This window comes from Roseovarius confluentis, from assembly GCF_002917925.1.
Lineage (GTDB): Bacteria > Pseudomonadota > Alphaproteobacteria > Rhodobacterales > Rhodobacteraceae > Roseovarius > Roseovarius confluentis.
Genome location: NZ_PPFE01000006.1, coordinates 164,007 through 182,500, shown reverse-complemented (window position 1 = coordinate 182,500; position 18,494 = coordinate 164,007). Strand labels below are relative to the sequence as shown.

The window sequence follows — 18,494 nt, the reverse complement described above, 5'->3', positions numbered from 1 at the left end:
TTTAGGTAGAGCGTCATCCGAATACCCTCGGGGGTAGAGCACTGGATGGGTAATGGGGCCCCACAGGCTTACTGATCCTAACCAAACTCCGAATACCGAGGAGTACTAGATGGCAGACACACTGCGGGTGCTAACGCCCGTAGTGGAGAGGGAAACAACCCTGACCTCCGGCTAAGGCCCCCAATTCATGGCTAAGTGGGAAAGCAGGTGAGACGACCAAAACAACCAGGAGGTTGGCTTAGAAGCAGCCATCCTTTAAAGATAGCGTAACAGCTCACTGGTCTAAATAAGTTGTCTTGCGGCGAAGATGTAACGGGGCTCAAGCCATGAGCCGAAGCCGAGGAGTGCGTATGCACTGGTAGCAGAGCGTAGTGTGACATAGTTCCACTCCTCTTCAGCACCTTTCGAGGTGCTTTGGAGGATAGGAGCTTTCGATGAAGCGGGCGCGTGAGCGATCCCGTGGAGAGATCACTAGTGAGAATGATGACATGAGTAGCGATAAAGAGTGTGAGAGACACTCTCGCCGAAAGTCCAAGGGTTCCTGCTTAAAGCTAATCTGAGCAGGGTAAGCCGACCCCTAAGGCGAGGCCGAAAGGCGTAGTCGATGGGAATCAGGTTAATATTCCTGAGCCAGATGGAAGTGACGGATTGCGAAGGTTGTTCATCCTTATCGGATTGAATGGGCAGCTTAGCAGTCCCTGGAAATAGCTCCATCATAAGATCGTACCCTAAACCAACACAGGTGGACTGGTAGAGAATACCAAGGCGCTTGAGAGAACGATGTTGAAGGAACTCGGCAAAATACCTCCGTAAGTTCGCGAGAAGGAGGCCCGGGTTTCAGGCAACTGAAGTCCGGGGGCACAAACCAGGGGGTGGCGACTGTTTACTAAAAACACAGGGCTCTGCGAAGTCGCAAGACGACGTATAGGGTCTGACGCCTGCCCGGTGCCTGAAGGTTAAAAGGAGATGTGAGAGCGTCGAATTGAAGCCCAGGTAAACGGCGGCCGTAACTATAACGGTCCTAAGGTAGCGAAATTCCTTGTCGGGTAAGTTCCGACCTGCACGAATGGCGTAACGACTTCCCCGCTGTCTCCAACATCGACTCAGCGAAATTGAATTGCCTGTCAAGATGCAGGCTTCCCGCGGTTAGACGGAAAGACCCCGTGCACCTTTACTACAGCTTCGCACTGGCATCAGGACTGCATTGTGCAGGATAGGTGGTAGGCTTTGAAACCGTGACGCTAGTCGCGGTGGAGCCATCCTTGAGATACCACCCTATGCATTCTTGATGTCTAACCGCGGCCCGTTATCCGGGTCCGGGACCCTGCGTGGCGGGTAGTTTGACTGGGGCGGTCGCCTCCTAAAGCGTAACGGAGGCGCGCGAAGGTTGGCTCAGAGCGGTCGGAAATCGCTCGTTGAGTGCAATGGCATAAGCCAGCCTGACTGCGAGACTGACAAGTCGAGCAGAGTCGAAAGACGGCCATAGTGATCCGGTGGTCCCAAGTGGGAGGGCCATCGCTCAACGGATAAAAGGTACGCCGGGGATAACAGGCTGATACTGCCCAAGAGTCCATATCGACGGCAGTGTTTGGCACCTCGATGTCGGCTCATCTCATCCTGGGGCTGGAGCAGGTCCCAAGGGTACGGCTGTTCGCCGTTTAAAGAGGTACGTGAGCTGGGTTTAGAACGTCGTGAGACAGTTCGGTCCCTATCTGCCGTGGGTGTAGGATACTTGAGAGGAGTTGCCCCTAGTACGAGAGGACCGGGGTGAACGTTCCACTGGTGGACCAGTTGTCGTGCCAACGGCAGTGCTGGGTAGCTATGAACGGACAGGATAACCGCTGAAGGCATCTAAGCGGGAAGCCCCCCTCAAAACAAGGTATCCCTGAGGACCGTGGTAGACCACCACGTCGATAGGCCGGAGATGTAAGCGCAGCAATGCGTTCAGTTGACCGGTACTAATTGTCCGATAGGCTTGATTTGATCCAGTAAAAGCCAGATTGGCTTATGCGGATCCAGAAGCCGTACACTTAAACAAGTGTGCTGACTTGGAATCCAAGGATCTTTCTCGGTTTGGTGGTCATAGCACGAGCAAAACACCCGGTCCCATCCCGAACCCGGCCGTTAAGTGCCGTAGCGCCAATGGTACTGCGTCTCAAGACGTGGGAGAGTAGGTCACCGCCAAACCTAGTAAGATCCTTGGAATTGTATCTCTCTTTCGATTTTCTCCTAAACTTTACCGATTGATCTGCAAGTTGCGGCGCCTGTTCTAGGCATGCGCGCGATCTTCCTGCCCCGGGGAACTTTCGTTCCAACCGTTCCGTTGGCTTTTGAAGGCGAAAGGAACGCGATGTCCAAGACGAACTCCGGAAAATCCAAGACCGTGAAGGCCCCCGATCCTCCCGAGAAGTCTATCGAGGACCGCTATGAGCGGCGGTCGAAGGCCTTTGCCCGGCTAAGCGCGGGCATTGCCGCGGGCAAGTATCTTGTCCCGCCCAAGTTTCTGGAAGGCCAGGCGCGTCGGCTGCACGTGCGGACGACGATCCGTGAGGATCATTCCGCGCGGATCTCGGAGAGCTCGAAGGAAGCGCAGGACAAGTTCGACAAGCTGTCGGACGGCCTGTTTCATTTTTTCCGCGGTACTGCGCTTCTGTTCTATCGCGATATGGCTGGCGAGGATGGCCACATGCCCACGGTGATGGCGCTGGGGGACGTGCATCCGGAGAATTTCGGCGTCATGCCCGACCGGAACGGGGCGCCGATTTTCGGCGTGAACGATTTTGACGAGACGACCTATGCGCCGTTCAGCTGGGACATAAAGCGAGGCGCCGTGGGTTTCAGGATCGCGGCGTTGGAGGAAGGCGATCTCAAGCCGAAAAAAGCGCGCAAGATCGTCCGCAAATTCGTCCAGGGCTACGCTCTGGCCATGCAGCGCTACGCCAACAGATCGACCGAAAGCAACGACGCCTACCGGATCGACAATTCGCCAAAGGTCATCCAGCGGCTGTTCGAGCAGGCGTGGGAAGAGCGCAAGGATTGGTTGTGGGAAGACTACCTGACGCCGAACGGCCGCGGCTTTCGGTCGGATGACGAGTTGCAGCCGCTGTCGACCGAGGTCGACAAGTTCCAGACGGCGATCAACGACCTGGCCAAGTCCAACGGCATCGACGCGCCGGACCGGGCCGGGGAGTTGAAGGTCAAGGACGTCTGCGTGCGGCACGGTCAGGGCACGGCCTCGCTGGGTTTGCCACGGTACTACGTATTGATCGAAGGGCCGTCGCAGGATGCAACCGACGACCTTATCATCGAGTTCAAGGCCGCGCGCCGGTCCGCACTGGACGGGTTGACGCCGCCGAACGCGTTTTATGCCGGAAAGCAGGCCGAGCGGATCAAGCATGGGCAGCGTGTGCAACTCGCGCATGGCGATATCTTTTACGGCGCTGTAGAGATTGACGGCAAAAGCTTCATGAGCCGCGAGCGGGCGCCGTTTCGCGATGACATCGACCTGGATGACCTGAGCTTCAAGTCGTGGAAGCGTTACGCGAAGGTCTGTGGCGCCGCGCTGGCGCAGGCGCATGCGTTGTCGGACGACTTGGGGCGAATCGATTACGACGTCGAGCCGTCGATCATGGAGGCTATCTCTCCCTTGGAATTGTTCGTCGATGACATCGTCCGTTTCACCGAAGAAGCGGTCCAGCGGCTGGAGCGCGACCACGGGTTTTTCCGCGAGGACCACAAGCATGGGGCATTTGACAGTCTCGATGTCGTGTTCCGGTGAACCATGCCGTCGGTCTTGTTAAAAAAATGTAATAAATGCCGACGCGGCCCCTTGCGAAGGTCTTGGCGCAGGAGTAGATACCCGGCATTGGCGCGGGGTGGAGCAGCCCGGTAGCTCGTCAGGCTCATAACCTGAAGGTCGTAGGTTCAAATCCTACCCCCGCAACCATTGAAATCTGACTAAGAACAGAAAAAGCGCCCTTTGGGGCGCTTTTTCTGTTTGGGCTATCAGCAGTGACAATCCTGGCAAGGTCACCAAGGATTGTCACCGCGAGCCCGTCACGGGCGTTCTCGTCCGGACGGACACGAATCTCGGAGATAAGTTGGCGGAGCAATTCCTTCGCGATGACAACCTCCTTTGGCCCGACTAAGAGGTTATCCAGCTGGCCCACCACTGTTCCGTAGACCATGTCGAGGTCTACCGCCTCCAGCGAAGAAGGGGTCTTAGGCCACGAATCGCGCGCCGTGATCGCCGCTTCGATCTGCCGAGCCTCTTTTTCCTTCTGTTGAAGGCGCTGGACGAGGGCATCGCCGGCCACGTCGCTCTCGAGAATATTGAGCAGACGGGCGATCGCTTGCTGAACCTTTGCATGGTCTGCTTCCAAGGAGAGAGTCTTCCGATTGGCCTTGGCGGCCTCGACGGGAGTGGCAGACGTTTCCGCACCAGCATAACCTCGAACCCAGCGACCCGCGACGCCGCCAGGCAGGACGTGTTCGAATACATTGAGCTGTTCTACAACCCGAAGCGCAAACATACGAACAAGGGCATGCCGTCGCCCGTTGACTATGAGATCAGACAGCAGAACCTGAACAAGGCAGCTGTCCAGGAAACTAGGGGCACCTCAAAGGTCGGCAATCCGCCCAGACTGTCGGATCGTCGAAAGCGACCCAAATCTGACCGTATGTAAATTTAGTTTGCCGCAAAGCAGCTACTTCAGGGCGGACATTGATGCGCACGCAGCATTTGGACGAAACCCGCTGTTGCTCAAAATTTCAACGCAAGTACCTTAACGACACTTCAAAGCGAACTGGGTCGCCGGAAAAGGAACTTGTTCTCTTGAGTGCTGCGCTACGCAGTTGCAGTAAAGACCTATGCAGGCCCGTCTCACCATCGTGGTAGTGGAAGAAGATCGCGACCGGGCGACCGGGATCGTCGATGCGCTTGAGCAAACCGGCGATTGCGATGTCTACGTGATCGGAAACTACTCGAGCCTTGCACGCAAGATTGCCGAGCATTCGCCGGATATGGTCCTGATCGACATCGACAACCCGACTCGCGACATGATGGAAGAACTGACTTTGGCCTCGGGTCCGCTGGATCGGCCGGTGGCGATGTTCGTCTCGGGAGCGGCAGGTGGGTTGGCGCGGGAGGCGATCGAGGCTGGCGTGTCGGCCTATGTCGTCGACGGGTTGGCGCCTGAACGTATCAAGCCCGTGATCGACACCGCAATTGCCCGTTTCAGCATTGTGCGCCAGATGCGCAATGAGCTGGCGGAAACTCGACGGGCGCTGGAAGAGCGCAAGGTGATTGATCGCGCCAAGGGCCTTTTGATGAAGGCCAAGGGGATTGACGAGGACGCAGCCTATGCATTGCTGCGCAAAACCGCGATGGATCAGGGGCGCAAGGTGGCCGACGTCGCAGAGGCGCTTGTCACCGCTGCGGGATTGCTGGGATGAGGCGCGTTACCATTCCAGTCGCTTACATGCCGCTGGTGGACGCGGCGCCGCTGATCATCGCCCATGAGCTTGGCTTTGCAGAGGCCGAGGCGATCGGGCTGGACCTGGTTCCCGCGCCGTCATGGTCGTCATTGCGCGACATGCTGGGGTTTGGCCGGGTCGACGCGGCGCACATGCTGTCTGCGGTGCCTGTGGCCATGAGAATGGGACTTGGCGGTATGGGGGCGGCGCTTTCGGCGGTTTGCGTCCTGTCGGTCAACGGCAACGTGATCGGCGTGGGGCGTCCGCTCGAAGCCAAGCTGCGCGCCACCGGCTTCGCCTTCGACTTCACGGATGCGCGGGCAGCGGCCTCTGCTTTGAAAGCGGTACATGCCGACAATCTGGTCTTCGGCGTGCCCTTTCCCTTTTCCATGCATGTGGAACTGTTGCGTTACTGGGCGGAACGGACAGAGTTGGGGCTCGACAGTATCGAGATCCGCACCGTACCGCCGCCGCTGATGGCCGAGGCGTTGGAAGCGGGAGACATTGATGCCTTCTGCGTCGGGGAGCCCTGGGGGTCGGTCGCTGTGGACAGGGGGGTGGGCGCGCTGTTGCTGCCCGGGCGCGCGATCTGGCAGGGGGCGCCGGAAAAGGTGCTGGCCACGCGCACCGACTGGGCCGAGACCGAGCCGGACCTGCTTGGCCGTCTGATACGCGCCGTGTGGCAGGCGAGCCGCTGGCTGGCCAAGCCGGACAGCCGGATCACCGCCGCCCAGATCCTGTCTCGGGAGGAATACCTCGACCTGCCGCTGGAGCTGATTGACCGAGCCCTGTCGGGCCGGATGATCCTGTCGCGCAGGGGCGAACAACGCGACTGCGACGGTTTCCTGCGCTTTCAGGGGGCCGCCGCGACGTTTCCCTGGCGCAGCCAGTCGAAATGGCTGGCCCATCGCCTTGCCGCCGCGCATGGAACGGAATCGGACCTGGAGTCGGCGGCGGCGGTCTTTCGCTCCGATCTCTATCGTCAGCACATGGCGCAGACCGATGCGGATCTGCCCGGCGCGTCGGCCAAGGTGGAGGGGGCGATTCTGCATCCGACGGCGGTGGCGTCCTCTCGCGGGCAGTTGAATCTGCTCCCGGACCGTTTTTTTGATGGCGCGGTTTTCGACCCGGACGATCCGTGGTGATCACTTTTTAATCAACCGTCCACGTGTTGCGCCCTTTTAAGTCGGATTGCCGGGATTTTTCTGGCTTGCAGCTCTCGGACGCGCCAAAAAGAGGTCGTCGATCCGCAACGGGGTGGATCGGACAGAATTCTTCCCAATGACAGGGACAGTCTGAGCAAGGTCGCTCGCTTTCCACCGACGCATGTCGGGGGATGGTGAACGGCCTTTTTTGCGTTTCCAGCCCGGCCACATCTCAAGCCAGCCCGGGCGCATCGACAGGACGAATGATGAAAAAGCTTCTCTGCGGCCTCGCCGCCACGACCGCACTCGCCAGCCCGGCCATGGCCGAACTTCTGGACCTGGAAAAGGACGAACTGACCTTCGGCTTCATCAAGCTGACAGACATGGCCCCGCTGGCCGTGGCCTATGAACAGGGATATTTCCTGGACGAAGGGCTCTTTGTCACGCTCGAGGCGCAGGCGAACTGGAAGGTCCTGCTGGACGGCGTGATCGACGGGCAGCTTGACGGCGCGCACATGCTGGCCGGTCAGCCGCTGGCGGCCACGATCGGTTTCGGCACCGAGGCGCATATCATCACGCCGTTCTCGATGGATCTGAACGGCAACGCGATCACGGTTTCGAACGAGGTCTGGGACCAGATGCTGCCGCATATTCCGAAGATGGAGGACGGCCGCCCGCAGCATCCGATCTCGGCCGAGGCGCTGGCGCCGGTGGTCGAGGATTACAAGGCGCAGGGCAAGCCCTTCAACATGGGCATGGTCTTTCCGGTCTCGACCCACAATTACGAGCTGCGCTACTGGTTGGCCGCCGGCGGGCTGCATCCGGGCTATTACAGCCAGGAGAACATCTCCGGGCAGATCAACGCCGATGTCCTGTTGTCGGTGACCCCGCCGCCGCAGATGCCCGCCACGCTGGAGGCCGGTACGATCTATGGCTACTGCGTGGGCGAGCCGTGGAACCAGCAGGCGGTGTTCAAAGGCATCGGCGTACCGGTGATCACCGACTACCAGCTTTGGAAGAACAATCCCGAGAAGGTCTTCGGCATCACCGCCGAGTTCGCAGAGGAAAACCCCAACACGACTTTGGCGGTGACCAAGGCGCTGATCCGCGCCGCGATCTGGCTGGATGAAAACGACAACGCCAATCGCCCCGAAGCGGTCGAGATCCTGAGCCGTCCAGAGTACGTGGGCGCGGATGCCGAAGTGATTGCCAACTCGATGACCGGCTTTTTCGAGTTCGAGAAGGGCGACAAGCGCGACATCCCCGATTTCAACGTCTTCTTCCGGTATAACGCCACTTACCCGTTCTACTCGGACGCCGTGTGGTACCTGACACAGATGCGCCGCTGGGGCCAGATCGCCGAGCCCAAGCCCGACAGCTGGTACGACGAGGTCGCCAAGTCGGTCTACAAGCCCGAGATCTATCTCGAAGCCGCCCGCCTGCTGGTCGACGAAGGCCTCGCCGATGAGGCGGACTTTCCCTGGGACAGCGACGGCTACAAGGCGCCGACCCCGTCCGAGGATATCATCGACGGCATCACCTATGACGGCAAATCGCCCAACGCCTATCTCGACAGCCTGCCCATCGGCCTGAAGGGCGAGCAGATCGTCGTTGGCACCGAGGTCGAAGGCTGACGCCGCGCGCCGGAGGCCCCGGGTCCAGGTCCGGGGCAGGGCGCACCCAGACATCGCGCCCCGGACGAGGATCCGGGGCCTCCTCCCGACACGAAGGACGCGAGACAGATGACCACCGTCGATCCGAATTTCACCGAAAGCGCAGACCGCGAAGCGCGCCGAGCGCGGCTCTTCACCCGCATCAACACCGCGGACAAATGGTTTCAGGTCTTTGGCCTGAGCTGGGCCACGCCGATCCTCAAGGCCGCGGCCGGCGACAACCCGAGGGCGCAGGCCAAGGAAATCTGGCGGCTTCTTGCCGTGCCGCTGTTGGCCATCGCTGCGTTCCTGTTCCTTTGGGCCGCGCTTGCGCCGAAGGTCGAAACCTCGCTCGGTGCCGTGCCCGGCCCGGCTCAGGTTTGGGACGAGGCGGTCAACCTGCATGACGATGCGGTGGCCAAGGCCGAGAAGCGGGCCGAGTTCCAGGTCAAGGTCGATCAGCTCAACGAGCGTCTGATCGCCAGCGGGCGGGAACCCAAGGAACGTGCCTATACCGGTGCACCGAGCTACTACCAGCAGATCTGGACCTCGATCCAGACGGTATTCTTCGGCTTCCTTCTGGCGACGCTTGTGGCCGTGCCGCTGGGCATCCTTGCGGGGTTGTCACCGACCGCCAACGCGGGCCTAAACCCGTTGATACAGATCTTCAAGCCGGTCTCGCCACTGGCGTGGCTGCCTATCGTCACGATGATCGTTTCCGCGCTGGCGGCGACCGACGAGGGGCTTTTTCCCAAGAGCTTCATCATTTCCGCGGTCACCGTGACGCTCTGTTCGCTCTGGCCCACGCTGATCAACACGGCGCTTGGCGTGGCCTCGATCGACAAGGACCTGGTGAACGTCTCGAAAGTGCTGAAGATGAACACCTGGACCAAGATCACCAAACTGGTTCTGCCTTCGGCCTTGCCGCTGATCTTCACTGGTCTGCGTCTGTCGCTGGGCGTGGGCTGGATGGTTCTGATCGCCGCCGAGATGCTGGCGCAGAACCCCGGCCTGGGCAAATTCGTCTGGGACGAATTCCAGAATGGGTCTTCGTCGAGCCTCGCCCGGATCATGGTCGCTGTTCTGACCATCGGCATCATCGGCTTCCTGCTGGATCGTGTGATGTACGCGCTTCAGTCCCTCTTCACCTTCACGAACAACCGGTGACCCGCGCTCGAGCAGCGAAGCGGTAGCGCAAAAGGAAAATGTCATGAGCATTCTCAAACTCGACCACGTCAGCCAAAGTTTCGGCACCGGTCTGCACGCTTCCCACGTGCTGAAGAATATCGACCTGGAGGTGCAGGAGGGCGAATTCCTCGTGCTGCTGGGCTTTTCCGGCACGGGCAAGACGACGCTGATCAACCTTATGGCGGGGCTGGAGCACCCGACGAAGGGCAGCGTCAGCTTCAAGGGCGCGCCCGTCACAGGGCCCGGCCCCGAGCGGGGCGTGATCTTCCAGAGCTATTCGCTGATGCCGTGGTTGACCGTGAACGGCAATGTGGGACTTGCGGTGGACACGGTGTTTCCCGGTTTGTCCCGCGCGGAGAAGGCGGAGAAGGTGGCGCATTACGTCGAGATGGTCGGCCTCGGCCATGCCGCGACGCGCCGCCCGGCGGAATTGTCGGGTGGGATGCGCCAGCGGGTCAATGTCGCCCGCGCGCTGGCGATGAACCCCGAGATGCTGCTTCTGGACGAGCCGTTGTCGGCGCTGGACGCGCTGACACGCGCCAATCTTGCCGACGAGATCGAGCGGATCTGGCAGACGGACCAAAAGACCTGCGTGCTGATCACGAATGACGTGGACGAGGCGATCATCCTCGCCGACCGGATCATCGCGCTCAATCCCGACGGCACGCTGGGCGAGGAGTTCACGGTGAACATCCCGCGCCCGCGCGACCGGATGGAGATGAACACGGACGACGCGTTCAAGCGCCTGCGCGCCGAGGTGACCAAGTACCTGATGGATGTCGGGATCGAGGCCAAGGTCGAAGGCACGCGCAACCTGCCTGACGTGACCCCGATCCATGGTCTTCCCTCTGTCGTGAAGGACGCCCAGAAAGGTCTGATCGACGAGCGCTTCCTCGACTTCAGCCAGTTGCACAAGGTCTATCCCACGCCCAAGGGGCCGCTGACCGTGGTCGAGGATTTCGACCTGAAGATCGACCGGGGCGAGTTCATCTCTCTGATCGGACATTCGGGCTGTGGCAAGTCGACGGTTTTGACCATGGCGGCGGGTCTCAACGCCATCTCGAAGGGCGCAATCAAGCTTGACGGGCGCCACGTCGAGGGGGCCGATCCCGAGCGTGCGGTGGTCTTTCAGTCGCCGAACCTCTTCCCGTGGCTCTCGGCACGGGAGAACTGCGCCATCGGTGTCGACAAGGTCTATCCCCGGGCCAGCCAGTCGGAACGTCAGGACGTTGTGGAATACTACCTCGAACGCGTCGGGCTGGCCGATGCGATGGACAAGCCCGCAAACGAAATGTCGAACGGGATGCAGCAGCGGGTCGGCATCGCCCGCGCCTTTGCGCTGTCGCCCAAGCTCCTGCTGCTCGATGAACCCTTCGGGATGCTCGACAGCCTGACACGCTGGGAATTGCAGGAAGTGCTGATGGAGGTCTGGTCGCGCACCAAGGTCACGGCGATCTGCGTCACCCATGACGTGGACGAGGCGATCCTGCTGGCCGACCGCGTGGTGATGATGACCAACGGTCCGCAGGCCACCATCGGTCGGATCACATCGGTCGATCTGCCACGCCCGCGCAGCCGCAAGGCGCTGCTCGCGCACCCGGATTACTACCGCTACCGCCAGCAGGTGCTCGACTTCCTCGAGGAATACGAGCACGGCGCAAAACCCAAAACCGGCACATCGCGCAAGGCCGCGGCATGACCGCGCCCGTCACGGAGACACCCGCCATGGATACCGTAGCGCAAGCTGCCACCGATACTTTCATCCAGGTCTGCGAAGTCTGGGTGCCCGAGGGCGACCGCCTCGTGCTGGCAGGCGGCAATTACAACGGGCTCGCCGCGTTCGAGGAAACCTCGCGCAAGACCAGCTTTGCCAAGAGCGAGGGCCTGCCCGGCAAGGCCTGGGACGAGGCGCGGCCGGTTGTGCTCAAGGGATTCGACGGGTCGTATTTCCAGCGTATCGAGGCGGCGAAGGAGGCCGGCCTGACCAGCGCAGTCGCCGTGCCCGTCTTCGCCGGCGCCACGCTGAAGGCCGTACTGGTCGTTCTGTGCGGTGACGACGAGGCGCGCGTCGGCGTGATCGAGGTCTGGACCGATGACCGCAACGGGATGCTGATGCTCGATGACGGGTACTTCGGGGCTGCCGAAGAATTCGAGTTTGTCTCGCAGCACACGCATTTTCCCAAGGGCCAAGGCCTGCCGGGTGCGGTCTGGGCGGCACAGGCGCCGATCCTGATGCGCGACCTTGGTTCTGGCTACAAGTTCATCCGCGCCTCGGCCGCGGGAAAGGCGGGGCTGACCACGGGGCTTGGGCTTCCGGTGGCGACTCCGGGAAAGCATCCCTGCGTGCTGACGCTTCTTTCCGCGCGCGGCACGCCGATCGCGCGCCGTTTCGAGATCTGGAATGTGCGCGCCGCGCGGGATCCGCGCGCCTTCCTGGGTGACGGTATCTGCGAACGCGAAGGGCCGCTCTGGCGTGATGACGGCGACGGCACGCGAGACGAGGCGCCAACCGCCACCGCGTGGAAAGGCGTTGTGGGCCAAGTGCTCGGCTCGGGGCTGCCGGTCGTGGCGCAAGGCGGCTCCGGCCTCCCGGCGGATTACACCAGTTTCGTCGGCCTGCCGGTCTATCGCGGCGAGGCGCTCACCCACATCGTCGCCTGGTACAACTGAGAGGAACCAAGCCATGACACGCAAGAAACTCGTGGTGATCGGCGCAGGGATGGCCTCGGGCCGCGCGCTCGAACACCTCTTCGACGCCGATCCCGACGGCTGGGACGTGACGCTTTTCAACGCCGAGCCACGCGGCAACTACAACCGCATCATGCTGTCACCGGTCCTGTCGGGTGAGAAATCCTACGAGGAGATCGTTACCCACGATGAGACCTGGTACGCCGATCATGGCGTGACATACCGCTTCGGCGAAAAGGTGACCGAAGTCGACCGGATCGCCAGGACCGTGACCGGTGAGAACGGCACGGTGGACTATGACAAGCTGTTGATCGCCACCGGGTCGAACCCGTTCATGATCCCGCTGCCGGGGCATGACCTTGACGGGGTCATCGCCTATCGCGACCTCGAAGACACCAACCGGATGATCGATGCCTCCGCAACTCAGGGTGCCCGCGCGGTGGTGATCGGTGGCGGCCTTCTGGGGCTGGAGGCCGCGGCGGGGCTGCGGATGCGCGGGATGGAGGTCACGGTGGTGCACCTGATGGGCCACCTGATGGACCGCCAGCTGGACCCGGCGGCGGGCTACCTGCTGCGCAAGGATCTTGAGCGGCGCGGCATCGACGTGCGCGTCTCGTCCAATTCGAAGGAGATTGTAGGCGAAGATGGCAAGGTGAAGGCGCTTGTGCTTGAGGATGGCACAGAACTGCCCTGCGACCTGCTGGTCATGGCCGTCGGCATTCGCCCCAACACCGCGCTGGCCGCCGAGGCCGGGTTGGCCGTGGGGCGCGGCATCCACGTGGATGATCAGATGATCACGTCGGATGAAAACATCCTGTCGGTCGGCGAATGCATCGAACATGATGGCGCGGTCTTCGGCCTCGTCGCGCCGCTCTACGACCAGGCCAAGGTCGTCGCCGCGACGCTGACCGGTCGCGATGCCGCTTTCACGCCCAAGGAATTGTCGACCAAGCTCAAGGTCACGGGTTGCGACCTTTTCAGCGCCGGGGATTTTGCCGAGGGCGAGGGACGCGAGGACATCGTCTATCGCGACCCGGCGCGCGGTATCTACAAGCGGCTGGTCATCGAAAACGATCGGCTGATCGGTGCGGTGATGTACGGCGACACCGCCGACAGCAACTGGTTCTTCGGCCTCATCCAGTCGGGCGAGGACATTTCGGAGATGCGCGAGACGCTGATTTTCGGGCCCGCCTATCAGGGAGGTGCCGCATCGGACCCTCTCTCAGCCGTTGCAGCATTGCCGCGTGACGCGGAAATCTGTGGCTGCAACGGCATTTGCAAGGGCACCATCACCGACGCCATCGCGGGCGGCGCGACCGATCTGGGTGCGGTCCGCGCGCAGACCAAGGCCAGCGCCTCCTGCGGCACCTGCACCGGGCTGGTCGAACAGGTGTTGCAAGTCACGCTGGGCGACGACTTCCAAGCGCCCGCGGCGCAGCCCATCTGCGGCTGCTGCGATCTGACACACGAGGATGTGCGCCGGCTGATCAAGGGCCGGGAACTGAAAAGCCAGGACGCCGTCTGGCAGGAACTGGGTTGGAAGACGCGCAACGGCTGCCACGTCTGCCGTCCGGCGGTCAATTTCTACCTGCTGGCGGACTGGCCGCTGGAATACCGTGACGATCCGCAAAGCCGCTTCGTCAACGAGCGCAAGCACGCCAATATCCAGAAGGATGGCACCTTCAGCGTCGTGCCGCGCATGTGGGGCGGCATCACCAACGCCGCCGAACTGCGCGCCATCGCCGACGCCGCCGACAAGTACGATGTGCCCACCGTCAAGGTCACGGGCGGCCAGCGGATCGACCTTTTGGGCGTAAAGGGCGAGGATCTGCCCTTCATCTGGGCCGATCTCAACGAGGCGGGGCTGGTTTCGGGTCATGCCTATTCAAAGGGGCTGCGCACGGTGAAAACCTGTGTCGGCACCGATCACTGCCGGTTCGGCACGCAGGACAGCACCGGCCTTGGCATCAAGCTGGAACAAATCCTCTGGGGGGCGTGGACCCCGCACAAGGTCAAGCTGGCAGTGTCGGGCTGTCCGCGCAACTGCGCCGAGGCCACCTGCAAAGATGTCGGCATTATCTGCGTCGACAGCGGCTACCAGGTCGGCGTCGGGGGCGCGGCCGGCATGGACGTGAAGGAAACCGAACGGCTGGTCGATGTCGCGTCCGAGGCTGAGGCGATCGAGTGGACCACCGCCTTCATCCAGCTCTACCGGGAGAACGCCAAGTACCTCGACCGGCCCTACAAGTGGGTCGCAAAAGTCGGGCTGGACTGGGTCAAAGAGACGCTGGCCAGCGCCGACGATCGCGCCCGGCTGGTCGCAGCTTTCGAACTGAGCCAGTCGATTTACCGCAAGGATCCTTGGGCGGACCATGCCAAGCAGGCCGAGCGCTTTCAGCCGTTGGCCGACCTCACGCTGGAGGCCGCGGAATGAGCTGGATCGACATTTGCGCCATCGACGAAATCCCTTTGCGCGGAGCGCGGAAGCTGAAGACGTCGCACGGCTGTATCGCCGTGTTCCGCACCGCGGACAACGAGGTGTTCGCCACGTCCAACACCTGTCCGCACAAGGGCGGGCCGCTGTCCGAGGGGATCGTCCACGGCCAGTCTGTCACCTGCCCGCTGCACAACTGGGTCTTCGATCTTGAGACCGGGCAAGCACGAGGAGAGACCGGAAAAATCGCCACCTATCCTCTGAAGGTCGAGGATGGCCGCGTGTTGATCGACGGTTCCGGCCTGACCGCTCGGGACGCCGCGTGATGGATGGCGCCGACCAGCCCTGGACCCGGTCCACCTGTCCCTACTGCGGCGTTGGCTGCGGCGTTCTGCTGCGGCGTGACGGCGATGGCGGTCTGGAGGTCAAGGGCGATAGCGCGCACCCGGCCAACCTTGGGCGGCTGTGTTCGAAAGGCACGGCTCTGGCCGAGACCGTGGGGCTGGATCACCGGCTGCTGCGCCCCCGTGTGAATGGGCAGGACGCGGGCTGGGACGACGCGCTGCAACTGGTCGCGGACCGATTCAGCGACACCATCGCGCGTCATGGGCCGGACAGCGTGGCCTTTTACGTCTCGGGACAGTTGCTGACCGAGGATTACTATGTCGCCAACAAGCTGATGAAGGGCTTTATAGGCTCGGCCAATATCGACACGAACTCCCGGCTTTGCATGGCCTCTTCGGTGGCCGGGCACAAGCGCGCCTTCGGCACCGATACCGTGCCCGGCACCTACGAGGATATCGACGAGGCCGACCTTGTCGTGCTGGTCGGCTCGAACCTCGCCTGGTGCCACCCCGTTCTCTATCAGCGCCTGCTGGCCGCCCGCAAAGCGCGGGGCACGAAGATCGTCGTCATCGACCCCCGCCGCACGGCCAGTTGCGATGGTGCGGACATGCACCTGGCGCTTCAGCCCGGTTCTGACGTCGCTCTGTTCAACCAGCTATTCACGGCGCTCTACGAGGGCGGCGCGCTCGACAAGGGTTATCTTGCGAGGACCGAAGGTTTCGACGCGACGCTCGAAGCTGCGCGCACCTCCGATCTCTCGGTCACCGGGCTGGACGCAGAGCAGGTCGCGGCGTTCTGCGATCTGTGGATGCGTACCGAGCGCGTGGTCACGATCTATTCGCAGGGCGTGAACCAGTCGACGTCCGGTTCCGACAAGGTCAATGCGATCCTCAACTGCCACCTGGCCACCGGGCGGATCGGCAAGGCGGGCTGCGGTCCGTTCTCGGTCACAGGTCAACCCAACGCGATGGGCGGACGGGAGGTTGGCGGGTTGGCCAACATGCTGGCCTGTCACCTCGATATCGAGAACGCAGATCACCGCGGCGCCGTGCGCTGTTTCTGGGACGCGCCCCGGATGCCGGTGGCGCCGGGCCTCAAGGCCGTCGATATGTTCCGCGCGGTGAGCGAGGGACGGATCAAGGCGCTCTGGGTCATTCACACCAATCCTGTGGTCTCCATGCCAGAGGCCGATGCGGTGCGCGACGCCATCGCCGGCTGTGATTTTACCGTGGTCAGCGATATCACCGAGCAAACGGATACCGCGCGCCTGGCGCATGTGATCCTGCCTGCGTCCGCCTGGGCCGAGAAGGATGGCACCGTCACCAACTCGGACCGCACCATCAGCCGCCAGCGCCGTGTCCTGCCCGCGCCGGGCGAGGCCCGCCCGGACTGGCAGATCATCGCGCAGGTTGGCCAGCGGATGGGGTTCAGCCGCGCCTTCGACTACGCCAGCCCGGCAGAGATTTTCCGCGAATATGCCACGCTTTCGGGTATCGCCGGTCGGTTTGGCCGTGATTTCGACATCTCGGGCCTGTCCGACATGAGCGACCGTGCCTATGACCGGCTGGAGCCGCAGCGTTGGCCGATTGCGGCCACGCGGCAGGGTGGGAGGTTTTTCAGCGACGGCGCGTTCTATCACCCGAATGGCAAAGCCCGCCTTCTTCCCGTGTCGTGGCGCCCGCCAGCGGCCAAAACCGGACCGCGCTTTCCCTTTCGCCTCAATACGGGCCGTGTGCGGGACCAGTGGCACACCATGACCCGCACCGCGCTCAGCCCGCGTCTGTCGGCCCATCTTGCCGAGCCGTTCCTGGAAATTCACCCCTCCGATGCCGCGCGCCTTGGCATCTCGGCCGCTGATCTTGCTACGGTCACGAGTCCCACGGGGAATGCCATCCTGCGGGCGCGGATCACCGATGCCGTCTTACCAGGTCAGGTTTTCGCGCCGATGCACTGGACGGGCGAAACCGCACCTTGCGCCCGGATCGATGCCCTTGTCGCTGCCGCCACGGACCCTGTCTCCGGGCAACCGGAAAGCAAGGCGAGCGTCGTCGCCGTCTCGCGCCTCAACGCGGCTTGGTACGGGTTCGCCGTTTCCGCGGCGCCCATGGTGCTTCAGTGTGAGTACTGGGCACAAAGCCGCGCCCAAGCGGGATATCGCGCGGAACTGGCCGGATCGCATCCCGTGCAAGACTGGGAGGCCGAGGCGCGCCGCCTCTTCGCGGCACGCGAGGCGGTCGCATCCACCATGACCGATGCGGCCCGCGGGATTGCCCGAGTCGTGCTGCACGAAGATTCCAGGATCATCGGAGCACTTTTTGTCGCGTCCACGCCTGTTGCGGTGATGCGCGATTATCTCGCGACGCTACCGGGGACCGAAGCGCATGAGGCCCTGACCGGTCGCCCGCCCGCCGATGTTCCCAATCCGGGGCCGGTGATCTGTTCGTGCTTCGGTGTCGGCGTCAACACGATCCTGGACGCTGTCGAAACCCAGGGCGCGCTCAGTGTCGAGGCCATCGGCGAAGTTCTTCGCGCCGGGACGAACTGTGGCTCCTGCCGCCCCGAGATCGCAGAGCTTTTGCAAGGTCTGACCGCAAGGGAGGCCGCCGAGTGACGCTCAAGGATCATGTCCGCATACTGGGGCGCGGCCCGGGCCGCGCACGCAGCCTGACAAAGGACGAGGCGCGTGAGGCCATGACGCTCATGCTGTCTGGTGATGCTGCGCCGGAAGCAGTGGGTGCCCTGCTTATGCTCTTGCGCATGAAAGGGGAGACCGCGGAGGAAATCGCAGGCTTTGCCGAGGCGGCGGCCAGCTCTGCGCTTGCATTGCCGCCTGTCGATCTCGACTGGCCAAGCTATGCCGCCGGACGGACACGGGGCCAGCCTTGGTTCCTGCTGTCTGCGCGCCTTGTGGCGGATGCGGGGCATCGGATCTTGCTGCATGGCTGGAACGGGCCGGACAGAAAGGTGCGTGACGGACTGGCAGAGGCGGGTATCGGTCTCGCAAAGGACCCGGAGGAGGCCGCCCGCCTGCTGGACCGTGATCGCATTGCCTACATGCCGCTGGACTCCCTTCATCCGGGCCTGTTTCGCCTTCTGAACCTCCGGGACGTTCTAGGTCTGCGCTCCTGCGTCAATACGGTTTGCCGGATGCTCAACCCCGCCCGCGCCGCGGCCAGCGTTCAGGGCGTTTTTCACCCCTCCTACCGCCAGCTTCAGGCGGACGCCGCGATACATCTCGGCTGGCAGGCATTGAGCATCATCAAGGGGGCCGGTGGAGAATTCGAGAGCAATCCGGCCAAGGACATTGCCGCTTTCGGGCTTCGGCAAGGGCGCCCCTGGCAGGAAACGCGGCCTGCGTTGCGCGATGAAACCCGCAAGCTCAATGCCGAAGGCGACCTTGCGTTGTGCGACCTCTGGCAGGGCCGCCGCCGCCCGCCTTTTGAGACCGACCTCGTTGTCACCACCACCGCCCTCGCCCTCGATACGCTTGGCCATGCCAATCCGGTGCGGCAGGCAGACTTGCTCTGGCAGAACCGCGCCCGACTTTGCGCCGCCTGAAAGGAGACC

11 protein-coding genes, 1 tRNA gene, 2 rRNA genes and 1 pseudogene (1 of these 15 only partly in view) are annotated in these 18,494 nt (G+C 62.5%); all 15 read left to right on the top strand.

Annotation, left to right across the window (positions count from 1 at the left end):
* Positions 1-1,983, top strand: a 23S ribosomal RNA gene (locus C2I35_RS14865); it begins 1,463 nt to the left of the window's first position.
* A gap of 89 nt (positions 1,984-2,072) precedes the next feature.
* A 5S ribosomal RNA gene (gene rrf, locus C2I35_RS14860) occupies positions 2,073-2,187 on the top strand.
* 163 nt (positions 2,188-2,350) lie between these two features.
* On the top strand, positions 2,351-3,778 hold the full coding sequence (locus tag C2I35_RS14855; RefSeq protein WP_103763893.1) for a DUF2252 domain-containing protein: 1,428 nt from the start codon (positions 2,351-2,353) through the stop codon (positions 3,776-3,778).
* 91 nt (positions 3,779-3,869) lie between these two features.
* Positions 3,870-3,946 (top strand) — tRNA-Met (locus tag C2I35_RS14850).
* A 514-nt stretch (positions 3,947-4,460) separates the two neighbouring features.
* Positions 4,461-4,574: pseudogene (locus C2I35_RS22480) on the top strand (IS3 family transposase); the annotation flags it as partial.
* Between the two features lie 295 nt (positions 4,575-4,869).
* Positions 4,870-5,454: an ANTAR domain-containing response regulator gene (locus tag C2I35_RS14840; RefSeq protein ID WP_103763837.1), complete on the top strand. Its 585-nt coding sequence runs from the start codon at positions 4,870-4,872 to the stop codon at positions 5,452-5,454.
* Positions 5,451-6,620: an ABC transporter substrate-binding protein gene (locus C2I35_RS14835; RefSeq protein WP_103763836.1), complete on the top strand. Its 1,170-nt coding sequence runs from the start codon at positions 5,451-5,453 to the stop codon at positions 6,618-6,620. The genes C2I35_RS14840 and C2I35_RS14835 overlap by 4 nt, the downstream gene beginning before the upstream one ends.
* A gap of 266 nt (positions 6,621-6,886) precedes the next feature.
* Positions 6,887-8,254 (top strand): CmpA/NrtA family ABC transporter substrate-binding protein, encoded by a 1,368-nt coding sequence (locus C2I35_RS14830; RefSeq protein ID WP_103763892.1) that lies wholly within the window; start codon positions 6,887-6,889, stop codon positions 8,252-8,254.
* Positions 8,255-8,362: 108 nt separating this feature from the next.
* Positions 8,363-9,439 carry an ABC transporter permease gene (locus C2I35_RS14825; RefSeq protein ID WP_103763835.1) on the top strand — a complete coding sequence of 359 codons (1,077 nt, stop codon included), beginning with the start codon at positions 8,363-8,365 and terminating at the stop codon, positions 9,437-9,439.
* A 43-nt stretch (positions 9,440-9,482) separates the two neighbouring features.
* Positions 9,483-11,159: an ABC transporter ATP-binding protein gene (locus C2I35_RS14820; RefSeq protein ID WP_103763834.1), complete on the top strand. Its 1,677-nt coding sequence runs from the start codon at positions 9,483-9,485 to the stop codon at positions 11,157-11,159.
* A 26-nt stretch (positions 11,160-11,185) separates the two neighbouring features.
* Positions 11,186-12,130: a GAF domain-containing protein gene (locus tag C2I35_RS14815; protein ID WP_103763891.1), complete on the top strand. Its 945-nt coding sequence runs from the start codon at positions 11,186-11,188 to the stop codon at positions 12,128-12,130.
* A 13-nt stretch (positions 12,131-12,143) separates the two neighbouring features.
* On the top strand, positions 12,144-14,582 hold the full coding sequence (gene nirB, locus C2I35_RS14810; RefSeq protein ID WP_103763833.1) for a nitrite reductase large subunit NirB: 2,439 nt from the start codon (positions 12,144-12,146) through the stop codon (positions 14,580-14,582).
* Complete coding sequence (gene nirD, locus C2I35_RS14805) at positions 14,579-14,908, top strand: nitrite reductase small subunit NirD (protein WP_103763832.1); 330 nt, start codon at positions 14,579-14,581, stop codon at positions 14,906-14,908. The genes nirB and nirD overlap by 4 nt, the downstream gene beginning before the upstream one ends.
* Positions 14,908-17,538, top strand: a complete 2,631-nt coding sequence (locus C2I35_RS14800) for a nitrate reductase (RefSeq protein WP_103763831.1) — start codon at positions 14,908-14,910, stop codon at positions 17,536-17,538. Before nirD ends, C2I35_RS14800 begins: the two co-directional genes overlap by 1 nt.
* Complete coding sequence (locus tag C2I35_RS14795) at positions 17,535-18,485, top strand: glycosyl transferase family protein (RefSeq protein WP_103763830.1); 951 nt, start codon at positions 17,535-17,537, stop codon at positions 18,483-18,485. Before C2I35_RS14800 ends, C2I35_RS14795 begins: the two co-directional genes overlap by 4 nt.
* Positions 18,486-18,494: the final 9 nt, after the last annotated feature.